A 13,575-nucleotide genomic window follows, 5' to 3' on the forward strand; every position below is an offset into this window, starting at 1 on the left:
ATGAAGAAGACCAAATTTACTGAAGCACAAATCGTATTTGCGCTTCGCCAAGCTGAAACAGGAACTGTTGTCGCTGAGGTATGCCGCAAGATGGGGATCAGTGAGGCTACTTTTTACAATTGGAACGGGGCCGCCCGCGCGGAAGAAGTATGGCGGTTTAGGCGTTCCCGAACTCCGGCGACTTCGTCAACTCGAGCCGGGCGGCCGGTGCCGAAGAAAACCAACAATTAAAGCAGTTAGTGGCCGATCTAAGTTTAGACAAACAGATGTTGCAGGACGTCATCAAAAAAAAGCTCTGACGGGGCCGCCCGAGCGGGCCAGTTCAAAAAAAGGGACTGGCCCGGAGCTTGATGGAAGACTACCGGGTGTCAAACCGTAGAGCCTGCGAAGTCGTACAATTACGTCGTTCAACTTGGTTCTATAAAGCCCGATCCCGGAATGATTCAGTGCTTAGAAAACGAATTCGGGAAATAGCAGAGACCCGAGTACGGTATGGTTGTCAACGCATCTTCACCTTGCTTCGACGAGAAGGCTGGCGAGACAAGTGCACCGGCACCCCGGCACAAGCGGGTACATCGCCTGTATCGTCTGGAAGGGCTTAATCTGCGTAGTAAGCGGCCTCGACGCAAGCGATCAACAGCTCACCGATTGGATCGGCCTGAGCTATCTAGTATTCATCAGTGCTGGAACGGTCCGCCGTTGCGGTATGGATTTCGTGCGGACGCCGCGCGGGCCGATCAGCTATTCGATGGCCGTAAAATTCGGGCCTTAACTGTGGTCGATAATTTTAGTCGCCAATGCGTGGCCATCCATGTCGGGCAGGCGTTGAAAGGGGAAGATGTGGTAGCCGTGATGGACCGTCTGCGGGTACAAAATAAGGGGGTACTAGAAAGGATTCAAGTAGATAATGGTAGCGAATTTATTTCAAAAGCGTTAGACTTGTGGGCATATGATAACGGGGTAACACTGGACTTTTCTCGGCCTGGTAAACCGACTGATAATCCGTTCATCGAGTCATTCAACGGTAGTTTCCGGCCGGGCCGCCGTCGCGGATGAATGTTTAAACGCCCATTGGTTCTTGTCACTAGAAGATGCCCGTGAAAAAATCAAGCATTGGCGACAAGAATACAATTCATTTCGGCCTCACAGTTCACTAGGCGGATTGACGCCAAATGAGGTCGGAATAGAAGGAAAAAGAAAAACAAATGAACGTCCGATCCTCAATCTTTGAGCGGTCCAGAAATTGGGCAGACCTCACTGTAAATCTTGATTAGCTTGTTAAGAGATGGCAAATAGTATTCGTTAATTTAGATCACCGTAAATTAATAAATTTTGGATTTTAACTATGGTCTCATTTATTTATAGGTCGTACTATAGGTCGTCAAATGAAAATGGACAGAGGTGGCCGGGCGGGCCACCGTCACGGTGAAAAGAGAAGAGAGATATTGGTTCTCTGACAATTTCTGTGGCGAAGGCGTTTGGGGTAGTTTTACGAACGTAAAAAAACATCAAATTTAGGCTTTGTTGAGCTTTTCGTATAAGGCTTTAATATAGGCTCCACAAAAATTGTCAGAGAATCATATTTATATCAGGTATCTAAAGATGCATTGGCATCCGCATAAGCTGAATCAGTGGCCTGGATGCGCCCATTGACTAAACCGGCCTCGGAACAATGTGCTAATACATAGTGGAAACAACTATCAAAAACACTGTCCGGTAAGCGCTGCCTAAAATCCGTCTCCAGTCAAATGTAGCAAGTCCATAGGTCGGGTTTGTAATTACTTTTCTCTTTTATGGGTTAGAAAAGCTCGCCGTACATAAAAATTGTCGCGATTCAGAATCAGAACATCGTCACCGGTGATTTTGGCCGGGTCGCCGGTAACTTGATCCTGCAAGTGCTGCAACTCCACATCCACAACGAAACCGGCACTGCCTACAAGGAGGGCTGGCAGGATTACAGCATCCCGTTTGCTACATCCAATTTTGACGGCCACCTGAATTTTAAGTTCGTGGAGGAAACCGATGACCGGCTGATCTTTCGCTACCGGGGCAGGGCCTAGGTCTGTTACGCTGGCCAGAAGGCAGCCCAGGCAACCGTTGCACGGGTCCAGGCGAAGAACGGCGGCAACACTTCGTTTAATTTCCAGTTATTCTACTGACTAAACCACTCATACAATGTGCTACACCGTCAACGCCAAAACCCCGCTCGCGGAACTGGTTGAGCAAGTCCGGGCCGCTCAGCCCCCCGACGACTACACCCCGCCCGGCCGCGTGTCCGGGTTTGCTCATCCGCTGTTGCCGGTCATCACCAAAGACGATCCCAAAACCATCCAGCTTTTCAAGTGGGGCCTGATCCCGGTCTGGGCCAAAGAAGACAAAGCCGCCGAACTGGCGAAAATGACACTAAACGCCCGCGAGGATACCATCTTTGAAAAACCGTCCTTCAAAGACAGCATCGTGAACCACCGCTGCCTGCTGCTCATCGACGGTTTCTACGAATGGCGGCACGAAGGGAAAGCGAAAATCCCGTATTACATCACCCTGACGGACCAAAAACCGTTGGCACTGGGCTGTATCTATTCGGTCTGGAAAGGACAGCCGACGTTCTCCATTGTGACAACGGCGGCCAACCCGATCATGGAATACATCCACAACACCAAAAAGCGCATGCCGCTCATGCTGAGTCACGAAGAGCAGCGTCGCTGGATCGACCCGGAGCTGACTAAAGCCGAAATCAAAGAGCTCATGCAGCCGCTCGACGAATCGCTGATGAGTACGGTAGTCATTGAAAAATAATCCGTTCGTTCGTGTGACTTTTCGGATCGTTCATCATCTCAATAATAATGATGATGCTATTATTCCTTTTGTCCCACTTTAGGTGACCGTATCTAACCCCTTCATTCGTTTACCTTCAGTTCCTGTGACGATAGTGATCGGATTCTGAAAACCGGTTCTACAAGGCAGCGTGTCCCTGATGACCATCGTACCTAAATGGTGATTATTTGGTACCCGCTTCAAATTTGTAGGAAACAGACCCCACATGAATGATCTTCCAGGCTCCGTTTACCTTTTCCAAGTAGCGTGTTTGGTGGGAGTAATCCTGCGCCCCGTCTTCGCGGGTTGCATGCTGATCGTACTGTACAAAAGCGGTATTGCCATTAATCCGAAACTGCTCACGGCTGGTCTCAATTTTAATCTGAGTGGGTTTGCGGTTGGCTACAATGGTTAGATCAGGTGTAGCCATCGAAGTCTGTCCCACTTTATGCGATTGTTCGCTGTAATACAAGTTATTCGATTCCGGAAGTGCTGCCCAGCAATCGCGCCAGGCCTTCGCATCAGCGGCAAAATAAGACAGGGTTTCGCGTCGAATCGTAGCTTTGATCGCGGTCTCATCGGGTGTTTGTCCGAAAGCACCACCAGCAACGAAGAACAACAGGAACAGAAAGGTAAATGTAGCTTTCATAAGAGATTGGTTAGATTTAACTTTTCTAACCTACTTAAAATCATCGACTTTAGCAATCCCTGATCTCTATACGTTAGGAAACCGGCCCGAATCAGTTCAGAAACAAACCGCTTCCTCCACCGCGCGGATCGGGCTTGAAGGGCAGTTTCACCATCGTCCGCACTTCCAGCGAGGGGCAGCCAAAATCGACCACGACTTTCCCTTCCAGCCTATACATCCCCAGGCCCCGGTACGGGTATTTCTGCAGGCTCTGCGGGAAATGCGTGGTATCAAAATATTCCCCCTCCCGATCCAGGAAATACCCAAACACCATCCGCTGGCCGGTTTTGGTGCGAATGGCTTTCGCCGTCAGCAGGTAGCCGGTGATGACCACGATGCGCCCCTCGTGTTCGCTCAGCGTCCGGGCGGTCACGCCCTCAACCGCATCCGGCAACAACTCAAACGGCGAGCGCAGCGGAAACCCCAGCAATTCCATTTCGTCGTAACTGTCTTCGATTTCGTCCTGCCAGAGGGGCGGCAACTGCCAGCTCATTTCCTCCAGCTCAAAAATCTCCGGCACCGCTTCGTGCTGCACAAAGCTGTTCACCAGCGCGTGGGCGTGCCAGAGCAGTTCCTTTTTGCTGCGGCCCAACGAACGAAAAACGCCGGTGCGGATCAGCAGGATCAGTTGCTCCAGTCCGGCAGGAACGCGCCGGGTGAAGTCCTCCAGACTCTCGAAGGGCTGAATACTGCGCTGATGCAACAATTCCTGCACCACATTTTTCTCCAGTCCCTTGATCAGAATGAACCCCAGCCAGATCGTGTTGCCCTCGATGCGCGCCAGGTACTGGCTCTGGTGGAGATCGGGCGCTTCGATCAGGGCCCCGTACCGCCGGGCTTCGTGCACGTAGAACTCGGTGCGGTAAAAACCGCCGAAATTGTTGAGCACCCCCGTCATGAACTCGAGCGGGAAATACGTCTTCAGGTACAGGCTCTGGTAGCTTTCCACGGCAAACGAGGCCGAGTGGGCTTTGCTGAAGCTGTAGCCCGCAAACGACGCAATCTGCCGCCAGACTTCGCCCGCGATGGCATCGGGATAATCCCGCTCCCGGCAGTTGGCAAAGAATTTCGCCTGGATGCGTTCAAACTCTTTTTTCGACCGCGACTTGCCGCTCATCCCCCGGCGCAGTACATCGGCCTCCGCCAGATCCAGCCCGGCGAAGAAGTGGGCGACCTTGAGCACGTCTTCCTGGTAGATCATCACCCCGTACGTATCGGCCATGATCTGTTGCATCAACGGATGAACCGCCACGTAATCCGACGGATTGTGATGCCGCCGGATGAATTCCGCCATCATGCCACTGGAGGCCACGCCCGGGCGGATGATCGACGAAGCCGCCACCAGCGTGGGGTAATCGGCGCACTGCAGCTTCCAGATCAGTTGCCGCATGGCCGGACTCTCGATGTAAAAACAACCCATCGTCTCGTGGCGCAGGAGTTGCCCGCGGATTTTGGGGTCCTTTACAAATTCCTGAATCCGGTGAATATCGACGCTGATCTGCCGGTTTTCCCGCACCAGGTCCACCGCGTCCTTGATGTGGCCCAGACCGCGCTGTGACAACACGTCCCACTTGGCAAACCCGATGTCCTCGGCCACGTACATATCCCACTGGCACAGCGGGTAGCCCTTCGGTGGCAGCAGCAACGCCGTATAGTGGTAAAGGGGCAATTCCGAAATCAGAATACCGCCCGCGTGAACCGATAAATAATTCGGAAAATCTTCCAGCAGGGGCGCATACCGGAAAATGTACTTTGCGTACTCCCCGCCGACCACCGCCGTGGGATCTTTCACCAGCGCATCGATTTCGGCCTTAGGCAGCCCGAAGACTTTGCCCAGTTCCCGGTAGGCGGCCCGGTCGCGGAACGTCACATAGGTGGCCATCAGACAGACATGCTCCCGACCCCACTTCTTGAAGATGTAATCCGTCAGCTCGTCGCGGTCGGTCCAGCTAAAGTCCAGGTCGAAATCGGGAGGACTGGTCCGGTGCGGATTGATAAACCGCTCGAAATACAGATCCAGCGCGATCGGATCAACATCCGTGATGCCCAGGCAATAGGCCACGATGCTGTTGGCCCCGCTCCCCCGGCCGATGTGAAAATAGCCCTGGCTGTGCGCGTACCGCACAATGTCCCAGGTAATGAGGAAATAGCTCGTGAAATCCAGTTCTTCGATGACCTGCAGTTCGCTCTCGACCCGCTTGGTGGCCACCGCGTCCTGCTCCCCGTACCGGTTCCGCAGGCCCGAAAAGGCCAGCTTGCGCAGCAGCGCCGTGTCATCGATGCGGCTGGGGGTGTAGAGCTTTTTGTTCTTGGGTGTGGTGAAATCAAAATCAAAGGAGCAGGTGGCCAGCAGCCGCTGCGTGTTTTCAACGGCTTCTGGCCAGTCGGCGAAAGCCGTTTTCAGTTGCTGGGGGTCGATGAAATACTCCTCCTCGCGAATGACTTCGTACTCAGCCAGCTTCGAGAGCAGACAATTGTGGGCGATGCAGCGTAGCAGCCGGTGCAGGCTGAAATCGGTTTTGGTCGCGTACGAAACGGGCTGCAACAGCACCACCTGACCGGGTTTCAGCTTAGAGCGGTACCGCCAGAGCTGGGTGACCTCCTGGGGCCGAACGCCGACGAATTCACCCTCGGCCAGTTCCCCCAGCCGGTCCAGTTGGCCTAGCGGATACACCACCCAGGACTGATCGAAATGGGGCGCGCGTAGCGGGAAGTCCTTGCCGGACAGTAGGTAGTCCGAGAGGTGCCGGTTGATTTCGGTAAAGCCGTCGGTGTTGCGCGCCAGAACGACGTAGGCCAGATCCTGCTGGTTCCGGAACTCCACACCAACCACCGGCCGGATGCCGCTCTCCCGGCACAGCTTAACAAACTCGAAAACACCCGAGACGGTATTGATGTCCGTCAGCGCCAGCGTCGTCACCCCCTTCTCCACCGCCATCGTCACCAGCTTTTCGGGCGAAAGCGTGCCGTAGCGGAGGGAATAATAGCTGTGGGCGTTGAGGTACATGTCATTGGGAAACGGGCTTATCAAGCCGCCTGGCGGTAGGACGAATCCGGAAAGTCCAGGATCAAATGCGGGTCTTCAAAAAAGTTACCCATTACCTTCACCTCACTGGCCATGATGCGGTCGAGGATCAGATAAGGAGGCAGCCCCAGGCAATTGGGCATGAACAGGCTGTAGCCGCACCGGTCCGGGTGGTTCTGGACGACCCATAAATAGCCCTCACTTTCCACGATGTCATAGTCATAAATCGGGGTTCCGTCCCGGTCGGGCTGACCCACCGACAGCATCAGCCGCCAGGGCGTTCCGGCCTCGTACAAGCGTTTCTGGGTGGAATTAAACGTGTTGATGAGGACCATCGCATCCTCCAGCAAAACGACCTGGAAGTCCTCCGTCTGCGCCAGCAGGGAAGACAGGTAGTGCATGGTTTGGTTCTGGGCATCCCAGACGCGGCAGTGTAGGGCAAAAGACATGGTGGTACAGGTTGTAGGTTAAATTCCCAAATGATAGCTGTTGGCGTGGCCGATGCGGTTTTCACCGTGTTTTGATTTGATGAAATCGGTTTTCTGGTAGAGGTTAGGCAGCCGGGTTTTAACCACTTCTCCGCTGGCGTCGAACAGACTGAGCTGCTCGGTGCCCCGCACCAGTTTGCTGAAACCGACCCCCACCAGCCGAACCAGCAACCGCCGGTTGTAAAGCGCGTTGAAGAGCTTGATGGCCGCCAGCGTGAGCTGGTGATCCGACGAGGTGGCCGGAATGGTGATCTGCCGGGTATAGGTTTGAAAATCACTGTAGCGGATTTTCACCGTGACCTTGCCCGCACACCACCGGTCTTTGCGCAACTCGTAGGCCAGCCCCTCGACCATGCGGCTCAGCGTGGCCTGCAGCAACTGGACGTCGGTGGTATCGGTCTGGAACGTCAGCTCCTTCGACATCGATTTCTGTTTGTGGCTGGGCACCACCGGCGTGGGGTCGATGCCGTTGGCGCGGTCCCACAAAAAAAGCCCGGTTTTACCAAATGTTTTTTCCATGAGTTTTCGGGGTATCTGTGCCAGGGTTCCTAGCTTCGTCACTCCCATGCAGCGGAGCGTATGCGCCATCTTCTCGCCCACACCGGGCAGTTTGCCCACGTCCAGCTTCCACAGAAACGGCTGAACTTCGGCGGGCGCGATGTGCAACGCCCCGTTGGGCTTGCCTTCGTTGGCCGCGACTTTCGAAACGACTTTCGTGTTGGACAGTCCCCAGCTCACCGACAGACCGGTTTCTTTGGTAATCGTTTTCTTGAGTTCCGTCGACCACTGCACACAACCGACAAAGCGTTCCATGCCCGTCATGTCCACGTAAAACTCATCGATGCTGGCTTTCTCGACGACCGGCGCGCGTTCGGAAATGAGGTCCGTCACGGTTTTGGAATAGTCCGTGTAGGCTTGGTAATCCCCCCTGATCACCAGCGCATCGGGACAGCGCTGGCGGGCCAGCCGCATCGGCATACCCGAAAAAACCCCGAATCGACGCACTTCGTAACTGGCCGCTGACACGACGCCCCGGTCCCCGGCCCCGCCCACGACAACCGGTTTGCCCACCAACTGGGGTTGCCGCAACCGCTCGACGGACACGAAGAAAGTGTCCAGGTCAATATGAAGGATATTTCGATCCGTTGCCGCAAACATCGTCAGGGTGAGCGCAATAGCTTCTTTTTTACAATGTAAGTATTCTTACAAAGATATTGTAATAAAAATAACATTTGCAAGTAACTATTCTTACAAATAAATAACCTTAGTGATCAATAGGGTGCTTTTTTATTATGTGGCCTATTTACAATTGTAAATTTTCTTACATTTTTCATGGGAACTCCGCAGAAATTCCCTATTTTTGATTATCAAATGAAGGCCATGTATCTAGCTGATAATCTGACGCTTTTGCGATCTTACTATGGGATGCCGTTAATGATTGTGGCGGGTATGGCTGATGTGACCCATCCCACCCTGGCCAAGTACGAAAAAGGAGAAACCGTGCCCCCGATGGATGTGGCAGCCCGGCTGGCGACGTATTATAAAGTTTCGCTGGACGTGCTGTATTTCCAGCCACTACGTAAATTATCCCGAAAACAACTGGAGCAACTGCTGGCCACCCCGGACCCGCTTTTCCGCGGGCGTTCGCTGCACGTCCGGGAAGTCGTTCACACGGTTGATCAGAACAATCAGGAATTGATCGATCTGGTCCCCGTTCCAGCAGCCATGGGCTACTCGCAGGGGGGCTGGGAAAGCAAAGAGTTTATGGAGAAGCTGCCTAAATTCAGCCTCCCCTTACCCAACATCAGTCCGGACCGGCTGTACCGGTTATTTCCCGCCACGGGGGATTCCATGCTGCCTATTGCCCACGGTTCGTACGTGCTGGGGGAGTATCTGCAGGACTGGTATTCGGTCCGAAACGGCATGGGGTATATCTTCGTGTTGCAGGACGGCATCGTCTTCAAAAAAGCGGTCAATGAGCTGAGCGAACACCGCCGGTTCGAATTGCACTCCCTCAACCCGGTTTATAAGCCCTACCACGTTCCGGTCAGTGAAGTCCGTGAAATCTGGAAATTCACGCTGGTGATGTCCGACATTTTCCCGGATTCGGAGCCGTCCTTTGATCTGGTGGTCTCCGAGCTTCGCCGGTTGCGAAGCGGACAGGAGGAATTATTGAAGCGCACCCAATAGGATTCAGCGATCAACATGCTCATCATTTCCGGCGAACACCTGGCTTTAATGCTTCCCGGCTGCCGCTATACGGTGGTGGCGAATTCGGCCATGAGGGGCAACGAAGCGCTGCTGTTTTGCCAGAAGCTGAATGTCTCGGGGCCGGTTGCCGCGCTGCTCTCCGATGCGGACGTCCGGGATCAGGTGTTTCGTTCATTACGAATCGCGATTCCCGAACATGCGCCCAGTGTGTAGAAATGAGTACTTAGGGGGGTACTTGATTGCTGCCAGGCGTCGACCAGTCGGCGGGATATTTCTCAACTGTGACACGACCCGAATTCGTTGACAGTCCTAAAAACGAATGGAATCCTGTACATTCGCGCTTTTCAATGCATGGGCTCGTTACAGCCCTATCGACAGGAATTTAATTTAACCCATTTTAGCGTACAATGAATGATTTTTTTGGCATCATCCGCCTGGAATATGGTTTTCAATACGAAACCGGAATTACGGAGAGCCTGCGTTACATCAACGAATACGCCATTCGAATCTACCTGGATCAATACTTTCCGGGTGAGTCAGGCGACCGAGTGGAATCCGTTGAAATCGGCCGGGCCAGCGTCAGTTTATTTCTCGTTGAACTGGGGCATAATAATGACCAATCTACCTTCGATATATTCGACCACAGCGTAGAGTACATCAATCTCTTCGAGGAACTTTACGATGAGGATGAAGAGTTTATCGAGGCGATTAAAAATGGTCGGGAAATTGATCAATTTAATGTATTGTATATTCGAAATCTGGCACTGCTGCCCCAGTGGCGCGGGCGGGGGATCGGAAAAAAAATACTGAAAGATATCATCTGGCGCTTTACCGGTTGCTTCGGGCTGGGGGTTCTCAAGTCTTTCCAGCTCCAGTTTGAGTGGGGAATTCTGGAACAAACCGATCTCTGGACGCAGCAACTTCTTCTGGCTAATTTGTCTAAAAATCAGCGAAGCTCACAGAAGAAGTTAAACGCCTTTTACCAATCGGTCGGGTTCCGGGAGCTTCCAAACAGCGATTGGCATTACCTGAACATGATCCATGTCAATCGAAAACTAGATCAGATTTCGCTGGAAGACTCCGAGAAAATCGTCTAGTAGTTCAAGATAGTAATGATGGATTTACCAGAGAGGAAAGACCACCAGATCGAAGCGGGCCTTACTATTCCCCAGGAGCCTTGACAGATAAAAATAGTTCAATTTACAAGAATAAAGATTCGTTGGCATAAAACGGCGTGTTCACCCGTAATCCGATGGCGATGGCATCTGACGGACGGGCATCGATGCGAAACTCGTGTGAACCATCCGCGCAGGCGATTTCAGCGAAATACGTTTCTTCCTGTTTCCGGGTAATGACGATTTCAAGAATGGTATAATCTGTATTTTCCAGAAAGGATTTAAAAAGGTCATGGGTCATGGGCCGGCTGGGTACAATCTTTTCCTGCTCGATCAGGATGGCCTGCGCTTCATGAATTCCAATTTTTAACACCAATTGCCGGTCGTGATTGACTTCCTTCAGGATTAACTCGAATAAACCGGGATGGGTGTGACTGACCGTCAGATTCAAAATGTTCAATCTTATTTTTTTCATGGAAATGACATCAGGTACATCAGAGAAAATATCACCGGCAAGTAAGACATAAAATATCAATTGATTGGTAAAGCAACCTGGTAATTCTAACGCCCTAATCACTCCAATGACCGCACTCCATCGGCAAGCGGTAGCGGCCTACCGGCCACAAACCGCCAGGCCCTTCGGGTTGCCGACCGGGTGCTCACCGAATTTCCGGGCTTTGATGGCGTTTAGCACCGGTCGGCGGATTCACGCCCTACCGGGCAAAAATCCGGCGACCTGCATCCCTCCTAATTTTCAACAACCCTAATACGTCTAAACATTGTCAGGCTAATTTTTGATGATTACCCGCTTAAATACCAAAACCAGGTAATTATTGAACCCTTAGTATACCAATCTACCCTGATCCGGATTGTCTGAATCACTTTATTATTCCTGTCACCGCACCCCATCGGCAAGCGGTGGCGGCCTACTGGCCACTAACCGCTTGCCGACCGGGTGCTCACCGATTTTCCAAGCTTTGATGGCGTTTAGTACCGGTTGGCTGATTCACGCCCTACCGGGCAAGAATCAGCCGACCTGCATCCCTCATGATTTTAATAACCACAAAATAGACTGATGTTGGAGAATGGAACCCCGGTCGCAGCTTCCAGCCAGGCGGTTTGGTTGAAGCGCGCAGTTCGCCAGCTTGCCGGTCCCGCTCCCCTTAGCATCCCGCTAAACCTGTGCGCGTTTGGCGTCGCGCAGGCTAACCCACAGACCACCCGCCAATCGTGCTCGGTTTAGCGTACTGCTAAGGGGCCAGGCCGGTCTGCGCTGTCGGTGGGCCGATCTGCGTTTTTTCTATCGATTTCAAAAATCAACCGCTTCGCCCTTACGCACAAAAGGCGGCTTGCCGACCCGGCAAAAAAAGGCATCTAGGGCGGGTTAGTTAGCAACTGTTTTCTGGATTAAAAACGCTAAATGGCGTTTTTTTTATGGGCTATTAGGGGGAAAAATATAAAAAAATATACCAAAAAAAGATTTATTAAACGTTTTATTATATGAAATAAATGTGTATATTTATATAATAATCAATTAGTTAAGTATTTAAACAATATCGGTCATGAAAGGCAAAAAATTCACTTCCGCCAGCGAAATTGATGTATTTCAAAAAGTAACCGACCTTTTTGTTGAAAAGATCGAAAATGGTGTCAATCCTTGGGTTAAAACATGGTCAACAGTTGGTGTAATCCCCCAGAACTATTTTAATAAAAATACATACCAGGGCATTAACTTATTCCTTTTATCCCTGACCCCGTTCGATGTTCCTTTTTTTTGCACGTTCAATCAAGCCAAGGAGCACGGCGGCACGATCCGCAAAGGCGCGAAATCCTTACCGGTTATCTACTGGAACTTTATTGAAAGTAAAACGGAAACGGTTATTGGGCCGGACGGGAGCGAGCAGCCCAAGAAAAAGGCTTTCATCAAGTATTACAACGTCTTTAACATCCGCGACGTTGAAGGCATTGATTTTAAATTACCAGAGCCAGCAGCCAACCCCAACGAACCTATAAAGGTTTGTGAATCGCTGGTAGCTACTATGCCGAAAGCCCCCCGCATTCAGCACACCAATAAAAGCGGTGCCTATTATAGCCCATATTCTGATTACGTCAATATGCCGGACATGGGGCAGTTTGCCAGCTCCGAAGCCTATTACAGTACTTTGTTCCACGAACTCACCCACAGTACCGGACACGAAAGCCGGTTAAACCGGGAAGGTGTAACCCAGCTTTGCCGGTTTGGTTCGACCAATTACAGTAAAGAAGAATTAGTTGCTGAATTAGGTGCCGCGTATTTGAATTTGTTAACGGGTATCTCCAATAATACTCTTATAGACAATTCAGCCGCTTATTTAAAAGGCTGGTTAAAACCCCTTAAAGAAGATAAAAAGTTTATTTTCTGGGCCGCTAAAGAAGCGCAAAAAGCCGTTCAGTTCATCGCTCCCTGCCTGAGCGATTTGCAACCCGAAACCATTTAAAATGCCCCACCGAAGGCCCCAGCGTCGTGGGCCTTCCTTCCTTTTTTTGCCATGAAAGAGTTTGTTTTTAATGAGCGCGGAAACTGCCAAAATACCAACGTTTGGGAAATCTCAGGCAAGGGAATCGATTCAGCAGACATTAACACTTTTCAGGAGCCTACCGGAACATGGGTATTTAGTTTATTTTTCTGGTGTCAATACGGTGGCCGTTCCTTGAGCGGGAAAGGCTACAATTCAGAAGTAATAGCTTTGTCTGAGGCACTAGTAAAATTAGCGGAAGAATTGAGAACCTACCCCCAAGACCACGCGGCAGAATTAATAAAGGCTTTTCATAAACTCATTGGTAACCAGACGCAATTAACGCTATTCTAATCAGGTACGAACATGGAGAAGTTAACACCGGTAAAGTTCCAAGTTATAGAAATTGCGGACACCCGTAAGGGGCCACCTTAGAATTATATTGCGAATACAAAGGCGAAAGCAATGGCCGGGTAGTGTACTGGACTGACCCCGGAAATGATATAGGCTGGGTTTTCTATATCATTGAAACTTGTCTGATAATTGGGTAATGGTTTTCTGAGCGACCCGGCTTCGCCGGGAAACCCCAAAGCAAGCACCCTACCGTTTGATCAAATGATGGTATTTTTGACACTCAGTACGGCAATAGGTTGGCTTATATTGAAAACTTATGTTTCATCGGGAAGTTCGGCTTGCGCCGGTCGCTTTCCTCCCCAGCCTGAAGGCTCAGGGTTTCTCA

13 protein-coding genes and 1 pseudogene are annotated in these 13,575 nt (G+C 51.4%); 9 read left to right on the forward strand and 5 right to left on the reverse strand.

From position 1 onward, the window contains the following. The 3 genes and pseudogenes from ACS5NO_RS31990 (at position 1) to ACS5NO_RS32000 (ending at position 2,796) form a co-directional block, all read left to right on the forward strand. Positions 1 to 1,231 (forward strand): annotated as a pseudogene (locus ACS5NO_RS31990) (IS3 family transposase). 664 nt (positions 1,232 to 1,895) lie between these two features. After that, a complete protein-coding gene (locus tag ACS5NO_RS31995) occupies positions 1,896 to 2,060 on the forward strand; it encodes a hypothetical protein (protein ID WP_439418871.1) in 165 nt (54 codons plus the stop codon). Between the two features lie 115 nt (positions 2,061 to 2,175). Continuing rightward, complete coding sequence (locus ACS5NO_RS32000) at positions 2,176 to 2,796, forward strand: SOS response-associated peptidase (protein ID WP_439418872.1); 621 nt, start codon at positions 2,176 to 2,178, stop codon at positions 2,794 to 2,796. 202 nt (positions 2,797 to 2,998) lie between these two features. Here ACS5NO_RS32000 and ACS5NO_RS32005 read toward each other — a convergent pair whose 3' ends face one another. The 4 genes from ACS5NO_RS32005 to dinB form a co-directional block, all read right to left on the reverse strand. Further along, complete coding sequence (locus tag ACS5NO_RS32005; RefSeq protein WP_439418873.1) at positions 2,999 to 3,463, reverse strand: hypothetical protein; 465 nt, start codon at positions 3,461 to 3,463, stop codon at positions 2,999 to 3,001. A gap of 91 nt (positions 3,464 to 3,554) precedes the next feature. Then, entirely contained in the window at positions 3,555 to 6,509 is a 2,955-nt protein-coding gene (locus ACS5NO_RS32010) for a DNA polymerase III subunit alpha (RefSeq protein WP_439418874.1), read from the reverse strand. A gap of 20 nt (positions 6,510 to 6,529) precedes the next feature. After that, a complete protein-coding gene (locus tag ACS5NO_RS32015; RefSeq protein ID WP_439418875.1) occupies positions 6,530 to 6,976 on the reverse strand; it encodes a YopX family protein in 447 nt (148 codons plus the stop codon). A gap of 18 nt (positions 6,977 to 6,994) precedes the next feature. Further along, positions 6,995 to 8,173, reverse strand: coding sequence for a DNA polymerase IV (gene dinB, locus ACS5NO_RS32020; RefSeq protein ID WP_439418876.1), 1,179 nt, complete (start codon positions 8,171 to 8,173; stop codon positions 6,995 to 6,997). Positions 8,174 to 8,422: 249 nt separating this feature from the next. On the opposite strand from dinB, the gene ACS5NO_RS32025 reads away from it, so the two are divergent. From ACS5NO_RS32025 to ACS5NO_RS32035, 3 genes are all read left to right on the forward strand, one after another. Next, the gene (locus ACS5NO_RS32025) at positions 8,423 to 9,205 is read left to right on the forward strand and encodes an XRE family transcriptional regulator (protein WP_500684153.1); all 783 of its coding nucleotides are present in this window, start codon (positions 8,423 to 8,425) and stop codon (positions 9,203 to 9,205) included. Positions 9,206 to 9,220: 15 nt separating this feature from the next. Beyond that, entirely contained in the window at positions 9,221 to 9,439 is a 219-nt protein-coding gene (locus ACS5NO_RS32030) for a hypothetical protein (RefSeq protein WP_439418878.1), read from the forward strand. A gap of 194 nt (positions 9,440 to 9,633) precedes the next feature. Then, positions 9,634 to 10,323, forward strand: a complete 690-nt coding sequence (locus tag ACS5NO_RS32035; protein WP_439418879.1) for a GNAT family N-acetyltransferase — start codon at positions 9,634 to 9,636, stop codon at positions 10,321 to 10,323. Positions 10,324 to 10,426: 103 nt separating this feature from the next. Here ACS5NO_RS32035 and ACS5NO_RS32040 read toward each other — a convergent pair whose 3' ends face one another. Beyond that, positions 10,427 to 10,816 carry a bifunctional nuclease family protein gene (locus tag ACS5NO_RS32040; RefSeq protein ID WP_439418880.1) on the reverse strand — a complete coding sequence of 130 codons (390 nt, stop codon included), beginning with the start codon at positions 10,814 to 10,816 and terminating at the stop codon, positions 10,427 to 10,429. Positions 10,817 to 10,922: 106 nt separating this feature from the next. On the opposite strand from ACS5NO_RS32040, the gene ACS5NO_RS32045 reads away from it, so the two are divergent. The 3 genes from ACS5NO_RS32045 (at position 10,923) to ACS5NO_RS32055 (ending at position 13,190) form a co-directional block, all read left to right on the forward strand. Then, entirely contained in the window at positions 10,923 to 11,108 is a 186-nt protein-coding gene (locus ACS5NO_RS32045) for a hypothetical protein (RefSeq protein WP_439418881.1), read from the forward strand. A 795-nt stretch (positions 11,109 to 11,903) separates the two neighbouring features. After that, a complete protein-coding gene (locus tag ACS5NO_RS32050) occupies positions 11,904 to 12,818 on the forward strand; it encodes an ArdC family protein (RefSeq protein WP_439418882.1) in 915 nt (304 codons plus the stop codon). Between the two features lie 51 nt (positions 12,819 to 12,869). Next, complete coding sequence (locus tag ACS5NO_RS32055) at positions 12,870 to 13,190, forward strand: hypothetical protein (protein WP_439418883.1); 321 nt, start codon at positions 12,870 to 12,872, stop codon at positions 13,188 to 13,190. The last annotated feature ends 385 nt before the right edge of the window (positions 13,191 to 13,575 follow it).

It is taken from the genome of Larkinella fluvii (assembly GCF_051857545.1).
GTDB lineage: Bacteria > Bacteroidota > Bacteroidia > Cytophagales > Spirosomataceae > Larkinella.

Bases quoted from the DNA above. Each gene is read 5' to 3' on its own strand.
- ACS5NO_RS32035 (WP_439418879.1), top strand. From the start codon at position 9,634: ATGAATGATTTTTTTGGCATCATCCGCCTGGAATATGGTTTTCAATAC.
- ACS5NO_RS32015 (WP_439418875.1), bottom strand. From the start codon at position 6,976: ATGTCTTTTGCCCTACACTGCCGCGTCTGGGATGCCCAGAACCAAACC.
- ACS5NO_RS32005 (WP_439418873.1), bottom strand. From the start codon at position 3,463: ATGAAAGCTACATTTACCTTTCTGTTCCTGTTGTTCTTCGTTGCTGGT.
- ACS5NO_RS32055 (WP_439418883.1), top strand. From the start codon at position 12,870: ATGAAAGAGTTTGTTTTTAATGAGCGCGGAAACTGCCAAAATACCAAC.
- ACS5NO_RS32040 (WP_439418880.1), bottom strand. From the start codon at position 10,816: ATGAAAAAAATAAGATTGAACATTTTGAATCTGACGGTCAGTCACACC.
- ACS5NO_RS32030 (WP_439418878.1), top strand. From the start codon at position 9,221: ATGCTCATCATTTCCGGCGAACACCTGGCTTTAATGCTTCCCGGCTGC.
- dinB (WP_439418876.1), bottom strand. From the start codon at position 8,173: ATGTTTGCGGCAACGGATCGAAATATCCTTCATATTGACCTGGACACT.
- ACS5NO_RS32010 (WP_439418874.1), bottom strand. From the start codon at position 6,509: ATGTACCTCAACGCCCACAGCTATTATTCCCTCCGCTACGGCACGCTT.
- ACS5NO_RS32045 (WP_439418881.1), top strand. From the start codon at position 10,923: ATGACCGCACTCCATCGGCAAGCGGTAGCGGCCTACCGGCCACAAACC.
- ACS5NO_RS32050 (WP_439418882.1), top strand. From the start codon at position 11,904: ATGAAAGGCAAAAAATTCACTTCCGCCAGCGAAATTGATGTATTTCAA.
- ACS5NO_RS32000 (WP_439418872.1), top strand. From the start codon at position 2,176: ATGTGCTACACCGTCAACGCCAAAACCCCGCTCGCGGAACTGGTTGAG.